Annotated in this window: 14 protein-coding genes; 6 read left to right on the top strand and 8 right to left on the bottom strand. The window is 44.0% G+C overall.

From position 1 onward, the window contains the following. Window positions 1-37 precede the first annotated feature (37 nt). Window positions 38-730: a DNA alkylation repair protein gene (locus HNP76_RS04280; protein ID WP_184657833.1), complete on the top strand. Its 693-nt coding sequence runs from the start codon at window positions 38-40 to the stop codon at window positions 728-730. Here the strand turns inward: HNP76_RS04280 and HNP76_RS04275 are convergent. Continuing rightward, window positions 727-2,685 carry a diguanylate cyclase domain-containing protein gene (locus tag HNP76_RS04275; RefSeq protein WP_184657832.1) on the bottom strand — a complete coding sequence of 653 codons (1,959 nt, stop codon included), beginning with the start codon at window positions 2,683-2,685 and terminating at the stop codon, window positions 727-729. The two genes, HNP76_RS04280 and HNP76_RS04275, sit on opposite strands and share 4 nt — an antisense overlap. Before the next feature lie 129 nt (window positions 2,686-2,814). Here HNP76_RS04275 and HNP76_RS04270 point away from each other — a divergent pair, with 129 nt between their 5' ends. Beyond that, entirely contained in the window at window positions 2,815-4,008 is a 1,194-nt protein-coding gene (locus HNP76_RS04270) for a hypothetical protein (RefSeq protein WP_184657830.1), read from the top strand. 3 nt (window positions 4,009-4,011) lie between these two features. Here the strand turns inward: HNP76_RS04270 and HNP76_RS04265 are convergent, their stop codons facing one another. From HNP76_RS04265 to HNP76_RS04245, 5 genes are all read right to left on the bottom strand, one after another. Further along, the gene (locus HNP76_RS04265; RefSeq protein WP_184657828.1) at window positions 4,012-4,176 is read right to left on the bottom strand and encodes a hypothetical protein; all 165 of its coding nucleotides are present in this window, start codon (window positions 4,174-4,176) and stop codon (window positions 4,012-4,014) included. 9 nt (window positions 4,177-4,185) lie between these two features. Next, a complete protein-coding gene (gene ilvD, locus HNP76_RS04260; protein ID WP_184657826.1) occupies window positions 4,186-5,883 on the bottom strand; it encodes a dihydroxy-acid dehydratase in 1,698 nt (565 codons plus the stop codon). Window positions 5,884-5,998: 115 nt separating this feature from the next. Beyond that, window positions 5,999-7,810, bottom strand: a complete 1,812-nt coding sequence (locus HNP76_RS04255; RefSeq protein WP_184657824.1) for a sensor domain-containing diguanylate cyclase — start codon at window positions 7,808-7,810, stop codon at window positions 5,999-6,001. A gap of 205 nt (window positions 7,811-8,015) precedes the next feature. After that, window positions 8,016-9,368 carry an ATP-grasp domain-containing protein gene (locus HNP76_RS04250; protein WP_184657822.1) on the bottom strand — a complete coding sequence of 451 codons (1,353 nt, stop codon included), beginning with the start codon at window positions 9,366-9,368 and terminating at the stop codon, window positions 8,016-8,018. Between the two features lie 26 nt (window positions 9,369-9,394). Then, window positions 9,395-11,098 carry a S41 family peptidase gene (locus HNP76_RS04245; RefSeq protein ID WP_184657820.1) on the bottom strand — a complete coding sequence of 568 codons (1,704 nt, stop codon included), beginning with the start codon at window positions 11,096-11,098 and terminating at the stop codon, window positions 9,395-9,397. 102 nt (window positions 11,099-11,200) lie between these two features. On the opposite strand from HNP76_RS04245, the gene ilvB reads away from it, so the two are divergent. From ilvB to HNP76_RS04225, 4 genes are all read left to right on the top strand, one after another. Next, complete coding sequence (gene ilvB / locus HNP76_RS04240) at window positions 11,201-12,922, top strand: biosynthetic-type acetolactate synthase large subunit (protein ID WP_184657818.1); 1,722 nt, start codon at window positions 11,201-11,203, stop codon at window positions 12,920-12,922. Between the two features lie 47 nt (window positions 12,923-12,969). Further along, a complete protein-coding gene (locus HNP76_RS04235) occupies window positions 12,970-14,076 on the top strand; it encodes a glycoside hydrolase family 3 protein (RefSeq protein ID WP_184657816.1) in 1,107 nt (368 codons plus the stop codon). Window positions 14,077-14,078: 2 nt separating this feature from the next. Continuing rightward, window positions 14,079-15,449, top strand: a complete 1,371-nt coding sequence (locus HNP76_RS04230; protein WP_184657815.1) for an exo-beta-N-acetylmuramidase NamZ family protein — start codon at window positions 14,079-14,081, stop codon at window positions 15,447-15,449. A gap of 105 nt (window positions 15,450-15,554) precedes the next feature. Further along, entirely contained in the window at window positions 15,555-20,786 is a 5,232-nt protein-coding gene (locus HNP76_RS04225) for an Ig-like domain-containing domain (RefSeq protein WP_184657813.1), read from the top strand. Here HNP76_RS04225 and HNP76_RS04220 read toward each other — a convergent pair. Together HNP76_RS04220 and HNP76_RS04215 are read right to left on the bottom strand one after the other, a co-directional pair. Beyond that, a complete protein-coding gene (locus HNP76_RS04220) occupies window positions 20,760-20,987 on the bottom strand; it encodes a hypothetical protein (RefSeq protein ID WP_184657811.1) in 228 nt (75 codons plus the stop codon). The two genes, HNP76_RS04225 and HNP76_RS04220, sit on opposite strands and share 27 nt — an antisense overlap. A gap of 244 nt (window positions 20,988-21,231) precedes the next feature. Continuing rightward, on the bottom strand, window positions 21,232-22,230 hold the full coding sequence (locus HNP76_RS04215) for a class II fructose-bisphosphate aldolase (protein ID WP_184657809.1): 999 nt from the start codon (window positions 22,228-22,230) through the stop codon (window positions 21,232-21,234). Window positions 22,231-22,484: the final 254 nt, after the last annotated feature.

Raw genomic sequence — 22,484 nt, 5'->3', positions numbered from 1 at the left:
AGTGCAGCCCGCAAGGGATTAGGCCAAAGGAGAGAGTATGACAAAGGCTGAAATTACCCCGCATCTTTTTAGTCTTCAGGATATTGCCTACCGCGATTTTCAGGCCAAGCTGATTCCGAATATAGCTTTGGATTCTGTAATCGGGGTGCGCACTCCGCTTCTCCGTTCTTTTGCAAAAGAACTTTACAAAGAGGGCGGGGAGGGCCTGAGCGATTTTCTTTCTTCCCTGCCTCACAAGTATTTTGACGAAAATCAGCTCCATGCCTTTTTAATCAGCGAGCAAAAAGATTTTGAGGCCTGCCTGGCTCTCCTTGAAAATTTCCTTCCCTTTATAAACAACTGGGCGACCTGCGACCAGCTTTCGCCCAAGGTCTTCAAAAAAAATCACGAAAAACTTCTTCCATACATCGAAAAATGGCTTGAATCAGGCGAAACTTACACAATCCGTTTTGCAGTCGGCATGCTCATGCAGCATTTTCTGGACGAGGATTTTAATCCTGACTATCTTGAAAAAGTCGCTTCAATCCGCTCTCAGGAATATTATGTGAACATGATGCTTGCCTGGTATTTTGCCACGGCCCTTGCCAAGCAGTACCAGGCTGCCCTTCCATTCATAGAGCAGAAAAAACTTGATGTATGGGCTCACAACAAGGCAATACAAAAATCAATTGAAAGCTACAGAATTTCTCCTGAACAGAAAGAATATTTAAGAAGCTTGAAAATCCGCTAGTAAAATTTGTATGCGTTGCCGCCCTGCTGCTTGCATTCGTACATGAGGGAGTCGGCCTTGCTGTACATCTGGGAGAATTCTTCGTTATCTGAAATCAAGACCGCACCCAGGCTGATTGAAATCTTGTGGTCGCCAAGTTCCGGAATCTTTATGTTTTTGATGTTTTTCATGAAGCGGTCGAGAACCATTTTGCCGACTGTCTGATTTTCGATTCCAGGGGCAAAGACTACGAATTCGTCGCCGCCCAGCCTGATTAAAATGTCTGAATCGCGGAAAGTCTTTTTCATGCATTTTGCAATTTCAATGAGGACTTTGTCGCCCGCGCTGTGACCGAATCCGTCGTTAATCGATTTGAATTTGTTGGCGTCGAAAAGACAGAACATGCCGTACTTTCCTTCGATGACGGCTTTTTTGACCTTGTATTCGCCGCTGCGCCTGTTGCAGATTTGCGTGAGCGAATCAGTTTCTGAAAGGACTACAAGATTTGCCTCAAGTTTTTTCTGAGCCGAAATGTCGATGAAGGAGAAAATGATTACAGTCTCGCCGTTTGAGAGGTGGGCGGACTTTGCATGGCTTAAAAGATGAACTTTTTTGCCGTCGTCATGAACCAGGGAAGTTTCGTAGATGATTTCTTCTTTTGACATCTTTGCCAGAGCCCTGACGTTGGCGATTTTTTCGGTTTCTTCCCTGTCAAAGCGGCTTTTAATTTCATCCATGGTGAGGGTGCCCTTCTTTTCCAGAGGAATTCCCCAGAGTTTGAGGGCCATTTTATTGACCAGGACTATATTGTTGTCTTCAAGGTCCGTTACGAGAGTTCCGACCGTCTGGGCTTCAAGCAGCTCGAAGAAAAGCTGATACTGGTTTTCGAGGACTCCGTGAAGTTCCTTAACCGCATTTGCGATTGAACCAAATTCGTCGTCGCGGGTCAGATATTTATTGAGCAGGTCTGAGTGAGAGTAATCCCCGGCCTTAAAGTTTTCAATCTGCCTGTTGATGACTCGAATCGGCCTCATCGTGAATTCTACGCTGGAACCGAAGATGAGCAGAATAATCAGGGTGATAAAAATGCAGATTGCAGCCAGAATGGTCCTGACTGAGCGGACAATTCCAAAGACATTTTCGTTTGAATCCTCAACAACGAAGACCCAGTTTTTATCTTCCATAAAGTAGCATGATGTTACTGATTTTGCTGAGCGGTAGCTTACGGTTTTTGCATCATTATCTTCGGATTTGAAAGTCTCCAGGGCTTCAAGCAGATTCTGGTCGCTGCATTTCTGACCGACAAGCTGGGAATCTTCATTGAAAATATATTCGTTCGTATTGGCATTTATCAGGGAATAGCCTATGGCCTTGTCTGAAAGGGGAGCCAGCGTTTTTTCAAGGGCGTCGGTATAAAAGGCACCGCCTGCAAAGCCGATTGCATTTCTGTCTTCGTCATAAACCGGCGCGTAGACAGGAATTACCATCTTTTTTGTGACCGGAGCCATGACGATTCCGGTGCAGAAGGCCTTTCCCTTTGCTTTTATTGTTTTCTCCAGAACTTTTGCGCTTTCCCTGTCACGGAACCTGATGTTTACTGACTTTGGATTTGTGTGGTCCAGAACGAAGGTGTCCCATTCGGCTATGTAAAGGCCTTCCGTGTCGCCGTGGCCTGAAGCGTATGCCATGGTGACTTCGTGAACCTTCCGGCGGGCAAGTGGATCGTTTTTTTTGGTGAAGCCTTCCCGGATTATGGGGGAGCGGCTGTAACCCGTCAGAAAATCGCAGCAGCCAATAACGTATGACTCGACCAGTTGAGCTCTGTCCCGGGCAATGATTTTCATGTCGCTCATGGCCTTGTCTTCCAGAACTTTTGTGAGACCGAGATTGATGATGAGAAAAAGGGCCGTCATTGCAATTATTTCAACTGTACCGACTATGGCCGCAATCTTCAGGCTGATTCTTCTGCTTTTCATTTTCTTTAAATATTCTTATGTTATTCAGTATAACACAGGATTTTTGATTTACAAAGAAAAATCTTCTATATTATGACAGCCATATAATAAAACTTGTGAATCTGAAAATCAGGATTTATAATTAAAAAAATGACCGACATCGAGAATCTCGAAAAAATCATCAGGCAGGTCTTCAAAGTCAGCAAGGTTATAAAGAACCGTGCGAACACGAACAACTGCATTGCCCCTCTCAACCGTAAGCCACACAACCTCTTTGCCCGCAATTTCTTTGACAGGCTCAGGCGGCTCAATGATAAATTCTCCGGCGACAGGTCAGCAATCAACGATATTGCCGAGCGGGTTAAAAACATCGGTGAGGCCAAAAATTCTGCCTGGGCGGGGCCTTACTCCGAGCTGGTTGCCCTGGATTTTTATTCCCAGTTTTCCGAATTCTTCAATCTTTCCTACATCAACCTTCTTCCTATAAAAAATCATCCCTCATCGATTCCGGCAATCAACGGTCAGAAAGAAGTAATCGACATCGACTTGTGCCTGCACCTTCGCCACGACAAGGTTTTCACCGACATAAAATCATTCAACTGCATCCACCAGAACATTTTGGACGAAGTTATCGAGGTTGTGGAAGAATACGCCCTGGTCACTCTGGGAAAAAGCGTGATGATTGGCGTGGACAACCTTTCAAGCATAGACTACACCGAAGTAAAGTCCCATCTGGGCTATGAAAAACGAAAAATTTACTACGCCCTGACAAATGCAATTTCTGAAAACCGCCGCCTTGTGCCCTACGAGTCAAAAACAGGAATCGTCTTTACCTTCCGAATCGAATATTCCGACACCCTGACAACCGTAAAAGAATATTCTCCCTTCGCCATGGCCGAGGCCTACAAGTACAAATTTCTGGACTACGGCTCAAAACTTGTGGACAATGAATATTCCGTTATCACAATGGTGAGGAATCCCTGGTTCAACGAGGAAACAGTCGATTTCGGTGACTTCAACAATATCTTTTACCGCTCCCTTGCCCGCCGAACTTTTATCGAGCTCAACAGAATCAAAGAAGATGCAGCCCGCTATTCGCAAAGCTATCAGAACAAAAAAATCCGGGTATGTGACGTGGCCAGAAATCTGGCGGGAATAGTCTTTATTGATGATGAAAGTTCAAAGGAAAGCGAGGCCGAAAGCTTGTATTCGGCCTATTTTTACCTCAATCCCAATTACGCAAATAAAAATCCCCTCACAATCCGAAAACTTGAAAAATATTTCCGGAATGAGAGGGAAGTGCAGATTAAGGATTTTGATGATTTCAGGTGGGACAATTACTGATTGCTACATTCGTCCTGCAGCCCTTTCCTGTTTTTCCCATTCAGCCTTAGGCATGTATTCCACGACAACTTTTCCGTCAATTTCATCGACTTTAGTCATCGCGAATTCCTCGTAATGCTGAATAAGCCAGGCATCATATTCCGTCCAGTTGCTAAAAGTTTCAGTCATATTGCAATTCTATTGCAAAATAGCTCCCTTGTCAGCAGAAGAAACGAGTTTTGCGTAGCGGGCAAGGTAGCCTGTCTTAACTTTTGGTTCAGGGGCTTTCCATGCTGCCTTTCGACGGCTGAGTTCTTCATCGCTTACGTCGAGGTGAATCTTGTAGTTGTTGATGTCGAGGGTGATTTTGTCTCCTTCCTCAACAAGAGCGATAGGACCGCCGACTGCTGCTTCCGGTGAACAGTGACCGAGTGAAGCACCGCGGGTAGCTCCAGAGAAGCGGCCGTCTGTAATCAGGGCAACCTGCTTGTCCAGGCCCTGACCTGCGAGGGCTGCTGTAACTGCCAGCATTTCTCGCATACCAGGTCCGCCTTTTGGTCCTTCATAGCGGATTACGACTACGTCACCGGCCTTAATCTGTGCCTTCTGAACTGCTTCCATTGCCTCAGCCTCGTCGTTGAATACGCGGGCAGGACCTGTGTGGAGCATGAGTTCCTTTGCACAAGCAGAGCGTTTTACTACAGTGCCGTTTGGAGCAAGGTTTCCGAAGAGGATTGCGATTCCGCCGTTGTCAGAGTAAGGATTTTCAATCGGGCGGAGGATTTCAGGATTGCGGTTTTTAACTCCCTTGATGTTCTCTGCGATTGTTTTTCCTGTGACAGTGATGAGGCTTGTATCGATGAGGTTCTTTTTTGCAAGCTCAGCAAGAACAGCCTGAACGCCGCCTGCATCATCAAGCTCGCACATGAATGTGTGGCCTGCAGGAGCAAGGTGGCAGAGGTTAGGAGTGCGGTTAGAGATTTCGTTTACTTCGTGAAGGTCGATTTCGATTCCAGCCTCGTGAGCGATTGCAGGGAGGTGGAGCATTGTATTTGAAGAGCAGCCGAGAGCCATGTCTGCGGCAAGGCCGTTCTCAAAATTCTTTTTGGTCATCATCGCTCGGGCAGTGATTCCCTTTTTGTACATTTCCATTACAGCCATGCCTGCGTGTTTTGCAAGCTGGATTCGTCGTCCTGTTACGGCTGGAATTGTTCCGTTGCCCGGCAAGCCAAGACCCAAAACCTCAGTGAGACAGTTCATTGAGTTTGCTGTGAACATGCCTGAACAAGCACCGCAGCCAGGACAAGCGTAGTTTTCAAGTTCCTTAAGCTGGCACTCGTTGATTTTGCCTACTGCAAGGCCGCCTACAGCCTCGAACATATCAGTCAAGGAAAGGTTTTTGCCTGAGTATGGATTTGAAGGATCATGACCCGGCAAGTGACCAGGCATCATAGGACCGCCAGAGACGAAAACTGTCGGAAGGTCGAGGCGGGCAGCAGCCATGAGCATACCCGGAACGATTTTGTCGCAGTTTGGAATCATTACCAGGGCGTCAAACTGGTGGGCCTTTGCGACACATTCAACTGAGTCAGCGATGAGCTCGCGGGTAACGAGGGAGTATTTCATGCCCTCGTGGCCCATTGCGATGCCGTCACATACACCGATTGCAGGGAATTCAACTGGAGTGCCGCCGGCTAAGCGTACGCCAGCCTTTACAGCCTCAGCGATGCGGTCAAGCTCGATGTGGCCTGGAATAAGTTCGTTTTTTGCGCAGATGATTCCGACCATCGGCTGGGCGAGTTCCTCGTCAGTGTAGCCAGAAGCATAGAAAAGTGAGCGGTGCGGAGCGCGTGCCGTACCCTTGATTGCGTTATCAGATTTTTTAGTATTTGCCATAATGTACCTCAATTGTCATTGCCGGGCTTGACCCGGCAATCTGTTGTAACTCAGAGAATTATACTTGTTCTTGAGTGTTGCGTAAAGTGAAATATTTGAAATGCTTTAGTGCGCCTTATGCAATATCCTCAGAGCAGACCTGGTTCTTTCCGTGCGTTTTGGCGTAGTAGAGTCTTTCGTCAACCCGCTTGTAGGAATCCTGCAGGTCTTCTTCGTCACGAACCTGGGTTACGCCGACTGAAATACTGATTGCAGGCATTTTCTCCCATTGAATTGCATTGATTGATGAGCGGATTTTTTCTGCAATTTCCCTTGCTTCTTCTTTTTGCGCGCCCGGCAGAAGAATCATGAATTCCTCGCCGCCCCAGCGACCGATTGAATCAGAGCTTCTTATGCAGCTTTTTGCCTTGCCTGCAATTTTGACCAGAACTTCATCGCCCATGTCGTGGCCGTAGGTGTCGTTTATCCGCTTGAAATTGTCGATGTCGAACATTATCAGGCTGATTTTTTCCTGACTTTTCTTTTTCAACTCGCCGCAAATGATTTCGGAGATCTTTTTTCGGTTGAAAATCTTTGTGAGTCCGTCCGTTGTCGCCGCTTCCTCAAGCTTTAAGTTTGCCTGATAAAGATCCCGGCTCGTCGCGTGTAAGAAATTTACCAGACGGTCTTCAAAGGGCAGGGCAATTTCGTCTTTTTTGCTCAGGGAAATGTCTTCGACCAGCTTGTTGTCGATAAAATTTCTTGCTCCGTAAAAGTCGATGTAGCAGTCTTCTTCGTTTATCTTTTCGTCGGCCGAAAATTCCCTGAATCCGACTACGACCAGAGCGCTGTTCTGCAGGCCCCCGCTTCTGTTTTTGTAAAGAATTTCTGAGAAGGCAAAACAGCCTGCCGCCTCACGGTAAAAATTCGAGAATGCGTGAATTTCAAGGATTTCGTCGTCCTTCAAATAGAGCTGCCTGTTGCGGCAGACGTGAAGCAAAAGACCGTCGAGATTTTTCCGGCTCATGTATTCGGCCAGGTTGAAAGATTGCTTTAAAATCAGTTTTTTTGAGCCGTAAGAGAAGACCAGTTTTTCGCCCTCGTGGATGTCAGCGGTAAAATGAACGAAGCCCTCTTCGTCCTTTTTGATTGGCATTCGGGCCAGCCACTTGTCGCCCCGCTTGAGCATAAAGGGAAATTCGCATGTGTTTTCAATAAAGCTTTGGCTGGATGTAACGCCAAGATAATTCTGATAGATTTCACCGGCCACTTCACCGTCAAGGGTCTTTAAAATATGATTTTCAGCCACGCCGGTGATTTTGAATTCCTTGCCGATTGGAGTCCAGCCCAAAGTTGATTCCGCGTAAATTCTAAGCCTCTCGCCTCTGAATAAAGTGATGACTACGCCGTTATCATGGATTTTGTTTCCGATGATGTATAAATTCTGTTCTTCGGCAGTGTCTGCAAAGCCTGCCCCGGCACCAAAAATCGGAACATCTTCATGCTCAAAATTGACTGCGGAAAGAAAGTCGTTGGTGACATTGTTTTTGAGTGGAGTGGTGTAGACCTGAATTCCCCGCAAATTCTTGATTTTATGCAGGACTTCCAGAAAATTATTTTTTGCCTCATCAACCGAAATCTCAGAAAAATCATATTCCAAAAGTTCGACCTCAGACTGGCTGAAATAGAGGACTGTGAGAATGGTCCTTTCGCGAAAACTTTCTCCGTGAGCCAGGCCCTGAATGCAGGTGAGACCGGCAACCCTGGCCTTTTCAAGTTTTTCACGGACTATGCCAGAAAGATAGCTGATATAATCTTTTTGGACACGCTCCGTAAAAATATTTACAAGAACTGATTTCGCATTCTGATATTCAGGACTCGCCTTTATTCCATCCAGAAATTTAACCGCATCAAAAGTATCCTGAACTGCACAAGTTATCTGCTTCATCCACTGACTCCCTTATCTAATGATACACTGGAAAAGTGGAATTTGTACAATTAAATTTTGGGGGCTGCCTTCGCATTCGCTCAGGCCAGGCTTTCCGCGAGCACTTTTGTTGTCGTGCTCGTTTGGGTTCCGCCTTTCGGCTGCATTGCTGCGTTCCTTCGCTTCTCTACGTCACTTCGCAACGGCTTCGCCGTCACTACAATCCTTAGCCCGCCAGTTCCCTGAGCATATCCTCCGCCTTGTCAAAAAATCCTTCTTCAATAAAATCAGCGAATTTCTCTTTTAAGTCCAGAAGATTTTCCAGAAGTTTTGCCCTGGTAGCGGCGCACAAAATCACCTCGCAGTATCCCTGCTCGCGAATCTGCCTGGCCGCATGGTTTTCAATCTGATTAACAAATGCAACGTAGGGCAGAGCCTTGAGTTCCAGAAGCTTTCCCCGCTCCAGAATCGGGAATTTGATATTTAACGACAATCTATGTGCCCTCTGTGCTCTCTGTGAGGAATTCAATAATTCATTAAAAATTATCTCCGGTAAAAAAAGGCCGGAACTGGCCGCATAAGTCGTGCTCATCCCGGAAAGCCTTGGATTTACTTCAATCACGAACCATTTTTCGCCGTCGAAGACCAAATCCACCTGGGCAATTCCGTCGAGCCTCATTCCATTTGCGAGCTTCAAAAGCATTTCGTTCAGCTCCCTAATCTTGTAGAGCCTTTTTTCTTTTTCATTCAAGCCGATCGGCCCGATTTTCACGCTTTGCTTTGGGCTTGTGATTCCGTACTGGTTCACGCTGAATTTGAATGGCGGAAAAATCGTGTACTTGCCGCCGCTGCCGTAAATCTCGCAGCCGAACTGCTCTCCTGAAATCATTTCTTCTATTATTCTGTCCGAAGTCGTTTTCTTGGATTTTAAGATTCCCACCGCTTCATCGTAAGTATTCACAACGTCCGCGCCAAAAGAACTGAGACCCGTCGTGTCTTTTATAATCACCGGAAAGCGCAATTTTTTGATTTCATGAAAAACTGAGTCGCGAAAGACATTGCTCCGTAAATCACGCCTGTTTCCGCCGTTAATCCAAAGCTCGTGGTGCATGTAAACTGCTTTCGCACAGTTCACGCCGAGCTTTTCCAGAAAAACATGGGTGCGCCACTTGTCAAAGCAGATTGTCGCTGTCTCAACCGAGTGGCATATCGTTCTGATTCCCTTTTCGCGCAAAAAATCCGCCACCATCGCGTCCTTTATCGTGAGCCAGTCGTATGGAACGACATAAAAGCTGACCGCAATCGCAATGTCGGGCTTCAATTCCGCAAGTTCATCAGCAATTTCTTTTTCTTTGTCAGATTTTATCAAAATCCGCCGGACTTTCCCGGATTCTACTATAGAATTGCCATCAACGTCGCACAAAAACATGGCCGGAAGCTGAGTCGCAATCAAAATCTCGTGCTCAGGGTGACTTTCAGCAAAAAAATCCCATTGCTCAGTCCATGAAGGAAGTGTCGTGGTGGTGATTGCCCCGCCGTCGTAAATGTTTGAGCTTGTAGAATAAAAAAGAATCCGCATAGAGACAATATACAAGTGGCAATAAATTACTGCAATCCCCACTCAATATTCTGAATCTTTTCTCGGAGTGATTCGTCACTAGTCAGATTAACAAGTGTTTCCAATAAATCTACCCCGTTTGTCCACACGTCCGGGTAAACGCCAAAGCCTTCGCCATGCCAGTTTTTGAATCGTTTGAGGCTTCCTGTCATTTCCGTTGCTGAAATGTAGAACACGATTTTTGATTCTGAGAGCCGGAAGGGATTCACATTCCAGTATTCACAGCAGCCTGAAGAATTTTCTCCCACAACAATAACCTGATTGCCAAAGTCTTCTTTTGCAGTCCACACAAACTCTTCTGTGGCAGAAGCTGAGTTCCTGTCGATTAGTATAATCAGTTTTCCTGTGAAATGAGGTTTTTCTGGAACAGGAAGTGCATGTTCTGCCATCTTATCCAAAAAGTTTCTTGAGTCATAAGTGATTTTGCAGGGGGCATTTTTCTGTTCAAGCAGCATATTTTCCACGATATTGTCCGCTTCTCTGGTTTGTGTATTGAATTTTTTGTATTTCATGGCTTCAAGCTGGGTGAGGGCTGGTGACTGAACTTGTTTTGCTGGAACAAAGTTTTCTGCTTTCCAGAATTTTGAGGCAATTCCGATTCCATATCGCGCCAAGTCGTATTCGCTCACATTTTTGCTGCCCGGAACATACAGATTAATAAAAAAATTTGTGCCGTAAGTATCGTAGCCGCCAGAGTTGCTTCTTAAATCGACGATTATGTTCTTTTTGTCCTGAAAATTAGAGCCGGCCTTCATGAATTTTTGAAAATTTTTATCCGCACCTCTTCGATATTTTGAATCAGCTGGCGGCTGCTGAAAACTGCTCAGAGAAATATACGCGGAATTTTCGGTCTGTTTTTCGCCATAACGTACATTCGGAAGCATATTAATCGGAACTTCTGATTTTGCGTGAATTTCATAGACTTTGCCATCGATTGAAACTAAAAGCGACTTTTCCTGAGATGGAGCGACGTTGATTTTGTCGTCAGTTTTTTTGAGCATTTGAGAATAGGCTGGAAGGCGAGCTTTTTCGATTTCACCGACTCTGTAGATTCCTTCGCCTTTTCCTGGATAGTAAAAGAGATTTTCCGTGCTTCCTTCGTATTTTGAGCCGGTTTTAATTCCCAGTTTTGCCGAATCTTCCCCGACTTCCACGACTTCAAACGAATCTCCTGTCTTTTTGACGAAAATATCCGACCAGTAAACGATGTAATTGTCGCAGAAATGCCATGACCAGTTATTGAGGTGGATTGAAAAGTGCGTGTCTTGAATTTTGCCCGAAAGTTCAGCTTTTAAGACTTCAAAAAATTCCTCAACGCTGATTTCTTTTCCTTCAAAATGATTTTTTATATTCTTTTTGAGAAGTTCTAGATCCAAGCCACGTTCACAAGCATTTTCATAGCCCGCATAAGTTGTTTTAAAAATCCAGCAGAACATATCCAGATCTTTTTCGAGCTGGTCTTCTGAAATTTTCTCAACAGAATTGAAATTTTCGTAAGGATTTTCAATGTCTTTCCATTCGCAAGGTTCAACTTTGAGTGCGTTTGCCTTAAATTCTTCAGACGTCACATGAACAGAAGGGAGTGTATTTCCGCCGCTGGTTGAAGCGCAGCCCAAAAGCCAAAATGATGAAAGAATACCCGCAAAAGCAAGCATTGTCAGATTTTTTTGAATTAATGAAACTTTTTTCATAGAGACAATATACAATTTTTTAATGATTTTGCGTAGCTTAATTGAATCAACTTCCCAAAATCAGTAAAATACCCTTAATCAAAAAATCTTCATGGGGAACATATGAAAATTACAGGCGCACAAATCGTAATCGAATGTCTTGTTGAGCAGGGAGTAACCACAGTTTTCGGCTATCCTGGCGGAAACATCCTCAACATTTATGACGCACTTTATCAGAATTCAGACCGAATCAATCATATTCTAACAGCACACGAACAGGCTGCAGCCCACGCCGCAGACGGTTATGCACGCACCACAGGAAATGTCGGTGTCTGTATGGCAACTTCTGGCCCTGGAGCTACAAACCTCGTAACAGGTATTGCGACAGCCTACATGGACTCAGTTCCTGTCGTTGCAATCACATGTAACGTCGGCACACCTCTTCTCGGAAAAGACACTTTCCAGGAAATCGACATCACAGGCGTAACCCTTCCAATCACAAAGCACAACTTCATCGTAAAGGATGTCAAAGACCTCGCAAAAACTTTCCGTGAGGCCTTCATCATCGCAAAATCAGGCCGTCCAGGCCCTGTCCTCATCGACATTCCAAAAGACGTAACTGCAAAATCATGGGAATTCGAGCCTCTTCCAAAAGGCAGTGACGGACTCAAGGACATCGTTGCAGAAAACGCAAATTTCTCACGAGTCGTAAAGGTTGCAGTTCCAACAGACGAAGAAATCAAAAAGGCAGCAGAAATCATCAACAAGGCTGAACGACCTGTAATCTACGCAGGCGGCGGCGTTAAAATCTCCGGCGCCGAAAAGGAGCTTCTGGAATTCGCAGAAAAGGCACAGATCCCGGTTGCAGAAAGCCTTATGGGCCGCGACGTATTCCCTGCAAGCCACCCTCTCTGCACATGGATGGTCGGTATGCACGGAACAAGGGCCAGCAACATGGCAGTAACCGAAAGCGACCTGGTCCTTGCCCTCGGCTCACGATTTTCTGACCGCGTAATCGGCGATCCAAAAAAATTCGCTGAGCATGCAACAGTATTCCACATCGACATCGACCCTGCCGAAATCAATAAGAACATTCCTGTCGGCGGACAGCTTATCGGCGACGTAAAGGCAATCCTTACACGTCTCCTTCCCCTCATCGAAAAACACGACCACAAAGACTGGCTTAAAAAAGTCGATGACTGGAAAAAAGAAGTTCCGGCTTGTTACTCAGAAGTCAAGGCTGACGCAATCAATCCTAAATTCATGCTTGAGACAGTTCACAAATACGCAGGCGACGAAGCCTACATCACAACCGAAGTCGGCCAGCACCAGATGTGGACGGCCCAGTTCTATCCGTTCGGAAAGCCGCGCCGCTTCGTAACATCAGGCGGTTTGGGAACAATGGGCTTCGGTACAGGAGCCGCAATGGGAATCCAGGTCGCTCACCCGGAAGACCGCGTAGTTCATATCGCAGGTGACGGCTCATTCCGTATGAACTGCAACGAGCTCTGCACAATCGCGCGCTACAATCTTCCAATCGTAATCGTTCTGGTAAACAACGGCACTTTGGGCAACGTCCGCGTATGGCAGAAGCTCTTCTACGACAAACGCTACAGCCACACAACACTCGACTTCGGTCCTGACTGGGGCAAGCTGGCTGACGCATACGGAGTAGGCTACTACAAGGCAGGCAACAACGCCGAGTTCGAAAAAGTCTTCAAGGAAGCATTCGAAAGCAAAAAGCCTTGCATCGTAGACTCTCGCGTTGACATCGACGAAATGATTCTCCCGATGGCAATCCCAGGAAAACCGATCGACGACCAGATGATGTCGTGGGACAACTAAATTTGATTTTTTTCAAGGCATTTACAGTCCAATGCACTGCGGTTCTTTTGGCTGCAGTTTCATTGGCTGGCTGTGCCTCATCCCCAGAGGATAAAGCTTCTCCAAAACGTGATTTTGAGCTTACAGATGCCAAAGTCATACTTTCACAGATGACGACCGAGGAAAAAGTTGCTCAGCTTTTCATCATAACGCCGGAACAGCTTGTTTCAGGCAAAATCCTCGGCTCGCAAACAGAAGCAAATCCCGCCCTTTCAAAAGCCGCTTTAAAATACCCGGTCGCAGGCTTCATTCTTTTTGCCCGGAACATAAAGACTCCCGAACAGACCAGAAAACTCACAAAATTTCTTTCTTCACTCACGCCGATTCCAGCCACTCTTGCCATTGACGAAGAGGGAGGAAGGGTAGCCCGACTTGCAAGGAACGAAAATTTCTTCCTTCCAAAGTTTAAGAGCATGGGAGAGGTCGGAAAAACTGGAGACATAGAAAACGCCCGCGGAGCCGGTCAAATCATCGGCTCCTACCTTTCGATATACGGCTTTACCCTCGATTTTGCACCGGTCACTGATGTAAACACAAATCCAGAAAACATAGTCATCGGAGACAGGGCCTTTGGTGATAATCCCCAGCTGGTAGCCGATATGGCCGGGGCCTTTTTGAGCGGACTTCATTCAACAGGCCTAAAGGGCTGCATAAAGCATTTCCCCGGTCACGGAGACACAAGGGGCGACACCCATTCAGACTATGTTGCGGTCACAAAGACCTGGGAAGAACTTAAAGCCTGCGAGCTCATCCCTTTCAGGCAGAACTTCAGCCAGACTGACTGCATTATGATTGCCCACGTCACCTGTACGGCGATAGACAGCCTTTATCCGGCCTCTCTTTCAAAAAAACTGATTACGGAAAAACTGCGTGGCGAGCTGGGCTACAAGGGTCTTGTTTTGAGCGATGCCCTGGATATGGGGGCAATCGAAAAGAACTACGGCTCAGGGGAAGCAAGCCTTCTTGCATTTGAAGCCGGAAACGACATCATCCTCATGCCCAAAGATTTTTTTGCAGGCTATGATGCCATTCTTGCGGCTGTACGCTCAGGCAGAATCAGCGAAGACCGTCTCAATGAAAGCGTACTGAGGGTTTTACAGCTTAAAGGGTATTAAAAATGAAGATTCACAAACTTGCCTTTCTTCCTCTGCTGATTTCTTCTATAAATTTAATGATTTTCACTTCCTGCACATCATCAAAATCGACGGCCGCAGACCTAAATCCCCGCGTAATACTTGGCGACGAGCAGTTTGACCAGTACGGCCCTCTTTTAAAGGAAAGGCGGATAGCTCTTTTTTCAAATCATTCGGGCATCGTTGGTGACAAAATCATTCTTTCTGACGGAAGCGTTCAGTTCGGCGGCTTTACAAGTTCCGCTGATAAGGACCTTTCCCTCATTCCTTTTGGCAGGGACTTGGAAGGAAATCCCGTCACTTACGGAGAGCATATTCTTGATTTTCTTCTTTCCCAGAAAATTAAGGTTGAGGCGATATTCTGTCCTGAGCATGGTTTCCGGGGCACTGAAGATGCGGGCTCAGGCATTTATGACAGCCTTGACGAAAAGACCGGAATCCCGATTCTTTCCCTTTACGAAAACGACAGCAGGCACACGATAAATCCAAAGAACATGGAAGTTTTTGACACCCTTGTAATAGACATTCAGGACGTCGGGCTGCGTTACTACACTTATTACATTACCCTCTATTATCTTATGGATGCATGTGCGAAAAATCAAAAGGAAGTCGTTATCCTTGACCGGCCCAATCCCAACGGCTTTTATGTGGACGGTGAAATCCTAAAGGACGACTTTAAATCCGGGGTTGGCCGCCTTCCGATTCCGACCGTGCACGGCATGACTCTGGGTGAACTTGCCCAAATGATGAATGGCGAGGGCTGGTTTTCAGCCGGTAAAGATTCCTGCCGCCTTACGGTCATTCCCTGCAAAAATTACACACATCAGACAAAATACTCCCTTATCCGGGCTCCTTCTCCAAACATCAAGAATATGAGGGCCATATATCTCTACGCCTCAACTTGCTTTTTTGAAAACACGATTGTTTCCGTGGGCCGGGGCACTGATTTTCCATTTGAAGCCTACGGAAGTCCTTATTTTGATTCCCTTGACGGAGTGGATTTTTCTTTTGTTCCGAAATCCATGCCAGGAGCGGTAAATCCGCCTTTTTTGGAGCAGACCTGCTTCGGAAAAGACCTTCGATCAAAGCCCCTCGAAGAAATCTTTCTTGCTGGTTGCGATCTTTCCTATCTTTGTGGCGCCTATCAAAAAGCAAAAGAAGCCGGAAAGGACTCAGAATTCTGGGGAAAAGTCCGTTTGCGAGAATACTATTGGATTGACCTCTTGAGCGGTTCGACAAAAGTCCGCGAGCAGCTTGAAGCCGGCCTTTCAGCAGATAAAATAAAGTCATTCTGGCAGACTGACATTACAAATTTCAAGAAACTTCGAAAGCCCTATCTCCTCTACAAAGACTAGGGGGCTCCTGCAAATCCTTTATCGTAAATCTTTCCTCTTTTTTTTAAGCCTACCTTGAAAAAGTCTTTTTATAAGTTATAATTAAGAATAGAGGAATCCCAAAATATGAAAAAGTCTTGCATCACTAAAAAAATTTTACGAACTTTCAAATCACTTCTTTGTTTTACTATACTGGGGGGGGGTACTTTCTTCTCTTTTGTATCGTGTGAAAACTTCCTTGACAACGGCGACTTTAAGGAACAGCTCGATAAAGACATTGCCTACGCAAAGGCAAAGTCACTTTCAATAATCATTTCCCCTGAAGTAGGAACAGGAGCCTCGATTCCTGACGGCAAGTACACCGTAAAGCAGGGCTATCCCTTTGAAGTCAGCTTTACCGAAGCATCCGGCTACAGTTTTGTAAAGTGGATTGCAGTCTCAAACGAAGATTCCAAAAAGGAAATAGAGGGCGTTGTCTTTGACAATGAGGCATCCCCAAAAACCATGGCAACCGTCAACATTGATTCAGACGACGTGCGCATCCTGCCATTATGCTCTGACCGAATAGCCGTAGTGGGCGAGCCAAACCCGAAATACGAGGCCAATGGCGTAAGCCGTGACCGCTCAATCACCGTGCAATTCTCAAAAAAGCCGGATCCAAAAAGCTTTATTTTCAGCAAGGGCGAAATCCCGGACGGGGCTGAAACCATAGCAAGCAAAAAGACTGATTCAGAGACAGGCGAAGAAACAGAAGAAATCTGGGCCTATGTCTATGAAAACCAGACCTTCCTCAAGAACATTTCAATTACGAATGCGGACGGAATTTCCCTTGCCGAGCATTTCAACCAGCCGGTCCTCGAGGATAACCTTCTTACGGTTTCCGTGAACAAGTCAAAGCCCATTGAATTTGAAAGCGGAGTCGAAAAGAAAGCAGTCATTGTAACTCTTTCAACAGGAATTTGTGACCAGAATGGCGTAAGCATGAGCGCAGAAAAGACATGGAGATACCAGATTACCGAGGCAACTGACGAAAAGGCCACGGTCAACATCTCATGCGAGGTGGCAGAAGGCTCCCTCCATCTTTCCGGCACCAAGGATTACAGCATCGGTCAGAAAATCAACCTTTCCTTCACTGAAAATGCGGACTATCAGTTTGTAAGATGGGACTACGACAAATCAATTATTTATGTTGCAGATCAAAAGAGCAATTCGACCACGGCGACAGTCCTCGAAAAAACAGGCTCTACCGAACCAACCCAGATTAAGGCCCTATGTGCACCAAGACTGAGGGTTTCAGCCTTTTCTCCGATAAATGACAGCCTCAATCCAAGCGTAAGCAAAAACTCTTCTATAATTATAACATTTGACCAGAACCTGCCGGATGACGAGGAAGGACTTGCCCAGCTTGAAAACATCATGATTACACTCGGCGGCTCTCCTGTCCATGCAAGCTTCCTTGAGCCTGTCATCAGCGGAAATACCGTAACCTTTGCGGCCGATAAGTCAAACATGCTGGACGTAGCTTCTGGTCAGACAAAGAAAATTTCAGTAACGGTACCGACTGATTTTTATTATATTCTTGATGACGGCACAAAAGTCACCTACGGCGGAATCGGAAAGACCTTCAACTATACGATTGACGAAACCACCATCGACAAGGCCGAAGTCACTTTCGCAGCGGCAAAGAATTCCGGTTCCCTGACACCGGCTGCAGGCTCAGCAAACAAATATTCAGTAGGGCAGGAAGTTCCGATTTCCTTCGAACTTGCCCAGGGCTGGCAGTTCAACGGCTGGAGCGTAACTCTAGGAAACACTGAAGTAGGCGAGGATAAAATCAAGATTCTCGATAAGAAATCCCTCTCAACAAAACTCATCGTCAATGAAGCGGTGCAGGGCATAACGGTTACGGCAAAGGCAAGCGAAAGCCTTAAAGTCGCATCAACGACACCTGCCGAAAAGACAAATCCAAAAGACTCAGACATTACGATTACCTTCAACAAGCCGCTCGCTTCAGAATGTGAGGCGCTGCTCGATAAAATTAAGGTAACAATGGACGGATATAATGTTGATTCATTCTTTGATAATGAAAGCCGAACTTTGAGTGATAAAACAATTATCCTTAAAAACACAAAGTATCTTGATCTATCAGCTTCTGATAAAAAAACAGTTACCGTAACTATTCCAGCTTCATTTTACTACAATGACGGTACTGAAAAAGCCTATATGCAGGAAGATTATGTTTTTAATTATGAAATAACTTCTGAAACAACAGCGAAATCAGGAATTAAGTATAGTCTTTCATCAGAAAATGGCGGCAAAATCTTTATAAATCAGGAATCGGTTTACTTAGATAGAAATATAGACTATGACATAGGTTCTGTTCTTGATTTGGAACTTTCCATCTATGATGGATATCAGTTCAATGGCTGGGAAATTTATGGTTCGGATGTTTATGACACTGACTTAAAAATTGCTGATAGAAAAGCTCTTTCAACGAAACTTTATATTTACAAACCGGTTTCTTATGTTACGATTGCGGCAAGTATAAGTTTGAAGCCTGCTGTTCTTTCTGTTTCGCCTGGCGAAGGAACTCATACGGCAAATACTCCAGTCAAAGTGACGTTCAATATGCCGATGAATAAACAGAATGTTTTGGATAATCTTTTAATTCTTTATACTGATTCTGCTAAAAACAATAAGGATATGAGTGAATATTTTGAAACTCCTTCTTTTGATTCTGCAGGAAAAATCCTTACACTCGTACCAAAAGCAAATGACCTCAAAAATTTCGCAAAAAACATGGCTTACATAGATATTAGCGTAAGTTTTGGCGATGGCGTAAAAGTTTCAAATCTTCCTCTTGTACAGAATTCAAAGTCAACTTTCAAAGTGCGCTATAAGCCAGAAGTGGAGAACACGGCACCAAAAAAATATGACTTCTTTGCAACCACCAAATATTCTGAAATATCAAAGGTTTCTGGAATTAAGGATACTGAAAAATTCTCATTAGACAGTCTGAATTCATTCTCAGATGATCAAATATTGCAGAACAGAACCCAGGGAACTGTATATATTTACGGACGCTATTTTGACGAGGAGAGTGGTGTTAAATTTGTAAATATTACCGAGCAGAGAACAAATGATAAGAAGGGTAGTGTCGTAAATGAAGACGTATCTGATGCAGTTCCTTATTCCGCTGATTCTCACGATGCCCAGTTTGTAAATGATGGAACTGGATATACAGATTTTAGAATTAAGTACGATATTCAGTCTGATGACGGTGCAATTCTTTTAACAGTTAATGTTGCTGATGCCTGTGGAAATACGGATGAAAGTGAGAATCAGACTGTAATAGCGATAAAAGACAGCTATATTGATTTGACAGATTTGAATGTTGAGAATACGACTAATGACCTTACGACAATTTGGTTTACACAGATAGGACATCCTTTTGTGAATGATGCCCCATATGGGCGATGGATAAATTTAAAGAAAATTGTTTATAGAAACTGCGAAATAGATTCATCTAAACTTACCGTAAACTGTGAATATATTGATGATGAAGGAACTGAACGAGTTGTAGATTTTGATTTTAACGATTCTTTCCAATATTATGATAATTATTATAAATCTGATAGAATAGACTATAAATGGAGTCTTGTGCTTGAAAATATTGAAGATGTCTCAAATAAGAGTTTTACTGTAAAAGTAACAGATGACATTGGAAATGTTTCTGCTAAAAAATTTACATTCCCACCGACACCCGTTTTGCTTAGTATTACTCCGTATTATTATAACGGAGCACCATATAGCGGCTATGTAGACTTTACTTTTTCACATGACTACCTAAAAAATTCTTCTGAAACAGATAAATATCATTTTAGGCTTCTATACAATTATAACGATAATGACCGGGATTCAGCTTACTCTGATTCATATATTCCATGTGAATTTGAACATATAGATTATCAGGTTCATATCACAAAAAGTACACGGTCCAATTCATACGGATTAAACAGTAAGGGAATAAACTTTAAGTCCGAGCTTACAGATTCTGAATTAGAGCCTGTTGGAATTAAGTATATTGAATATAGTAAGTCAAGAGATGACTATGTAAAAATAACAGTTCATATTGATTATGATTCATGGAATAAATATGATTTAATATACATAGATGATAATTTATTCTTTGAATCTGGAACATATTCTTGTTCATACGAAGTGCTTACAAGATATCTTTATGATCCTGCTAAAATCGATTCATACGCAGCAAAAACGATTACTGGTGAAAAGGACGGAAAAATTTCTCCAAGAACTAAACTGCCAATAACAGTTCCGAATTCAGATCTATATGACAATAGTAAACCTGTCTTTCTAGATTCTGTTGGAGGCCCAGATAATTATGATTACTTTAATGTGATTAAAAATAAATTTGGAACTTCTACAGAAATTTTTGATTACATGCTTTTTGGATATTCGGTTAAAGATTATGAATCGGGAGTAAAAAAATGTATTTTACAGAATAATTCTGCAGAAAGCAGTTATGAACTCGACTCGAGCCTTTATGACGCATCAACTCATTATGTATATTTGCCAAGATGGGATTTGGATGATAATGTTTCGTATGAACTAAAAGTCGTTGATAAAGCTGGAAACGAAAACAGCCATTCACCTGGTAGATATGCATTTATGGAAGTTCCGCCAGAGATTACAAGGTTTGATATTCTTTATATGGAGATGTCATATCCAAATACGAGTTATTCACAGGCGTATCGCTGGCAGTATTATTTATATAGTTTTGAAGATTCTGATAGTGATGGAATAGGTACATGGGAGCAAAAGAAAGTAGGTGACTTAAAAGGTTATTATTCAACTCAATATTCTGCATATATGCCGTTGCAAAACTGTGAGGCACAGGGATTTTATATGATGGTATGCTATGGCTTCTATCAAGCTTCATATGGAACTGATCACGGTCGTTATGATTTTTCGATTCCAAGATATTATTACTATTACAAAGGTACTGACAACAAATATGTTCAAAACACTGGGAACTACGACCTTATTCTAGCAAACGGTTCATCAAAAGATTCCGTGGCAATTTCTTCTGATGCTCCTGTTTTTGTTCAGACACTCACAACAAAATACTCTTACGAAGAATGTAAGTCATGGGACATAAACAAATGGCAAAGAAACCGTCGTCACATAGGCGAAAAAGTAATGTCATTTGATAGCACTGATCATGCTGCAAAAAAATACAAAATACCTGTAAACGAAATTGACGAAGGCGACTGTTATGTGGTTATTGCACACTTCGCTGACGGAACATCTTCAATGAGCGAGGTAAAGCAAAAGTAAAAACTTATCTGGCAACCGGAATTTCAAGCTTTCTGATTTCAATTCTTCCTTAATTGCCAGCACCTGCTCCAGCGGCAGAGAGCAACCTTCCGCAATTGTTTCTGGCGCTACACCAAGTTTTAGCAAGTTCTTCGCATTTTCGATGGAAGCTGCTTCTTTACCTGCGTCAAAATCATAAGCCCTCTGTCGTTCCCATGTCATATACTGAAATCTCCATTGACATTATGGCGGGCGTCAATTACATAGTCTTCAAGTTCCTTTGTGTAGTTTGACTTAGCCGTACTCGATGCAGATATTCTCAAACGTACAGACGATAATAGCGCGAGCGTTCCAGCAATGCAAATGGCAAAAAGTCAGAAAATTACAAAAAAAATGCCCGGTAATTCAGAATTTCTTCTGTTTACCGGGCATTTTCGTCATTGCAATTATTTATTGCGGTTTATGACTAGTCCAATGCGTGTCCTGCTGAACCGAGAACTTCAACACATTTGTGCATGTACATCTTTTTGAGCTCTTCGCGAGCTGGTGTGAGGTACTGGCGTGGGTCGAAGTCGCCTGGGTGCTCTGCAAAGTGCTTGCGGATAGCTGCTGTCATAGCGAGGCGGCCGTCTGAGTCGATGTTGATTTTGCAAACTGCTGATTTTGCAGCCTTGCGGAGCTGTTCCTCTGGGATACCAACTGAGTCAGGGATTTTTCCACCGAACTGCTCGATGATTTTTACGTACTCTACTGGAACTGATGAAGAACCATGGAGAACGATTGGGAATCCAGGAAGCTGTTTTTCGATTGCTTCGAGAACGTCGAATGCCAATGGTGGTGGAATGAGAACGCCGTCAGGAGTGCGTGTACACTGCGCTGGTGTGAACTTACAGCGTCCGTGTGATGTACCGATAGAAATTGCGAGTGAGTCACATCCTGTTTTTGATGTGAAGTCAACAACTTCCTCTGGTTTTGTGTATTTTGACTCTTCTGCAGCAACGTCATCCTCAACGCCACCGAGAACGCCAAGCTCTGCCTCAACTGTTACGTCGTGAGCGTGAGCGTATTCAACTACTTTTTTTGTGAGTGCAACGTTCTCATCGTATGGAAGGGCAGAACCATCAATCATTACTGAAGAGAAACCGTTGTCGATACAGTCTTTAGCAACTTCAAAGTTTGGACCGTGGTCAAGGTGAAGAACGATTGGAATATCGCATCCAAGTTCGTGAGCGTACTCAACAGCGCCGCGAGCCATGTTGCGGAGGATGTTAGCGTTTGCGTAAGCGCGAGCGCCTTTTGATACCTGAAGAATTACAGGTGATTTAACCTCAACACAAGCCATGATGATAGCCTGCATCTGCTCCATATTGTTGAAGTTGAATGCTGGGATAGCATATCCGCCTTTCATTGCTTTTGCGAACATATCTTTTGTGTTCACCAAGCCAAGTTCTTTGTAGCTAGTCATAAAAACTCCTAAAATCCAATGGATTAATTACAAACTGTATGGAATATAATATGTTTAAAACGCGAGAAAATCAAGAACATGTCGCTTTTGTCTAAAAAATATTTTTTTTCGGGGATAAAATGCAGGGAAGATAAAAAATTAAAAATAGTCTTTCAAATTATTTGACAAAGATGTGTGTTAGAAATATAATTACTAATGATTTTGTGTGGGTTTTAGAAAGTTATGCCGATATTCAAGATATGGGTTTCTTTCAA

This window comes from Treponema ruminis (assembly GCF_014201975.1).
In the GTDB taxonomy this organism is placed as follows: domain Bacteria; phylum Spirochaetota; class Spirochaetia; order Treponematales; family Treponemataceae; genus Treponema_D; species Treponema_D ruminis.
The sequence above is the reverse complement of the archived record's forward strand: the minus strand, read 5'-3'. Positions and strand labels throughout refer to the sequence as shown.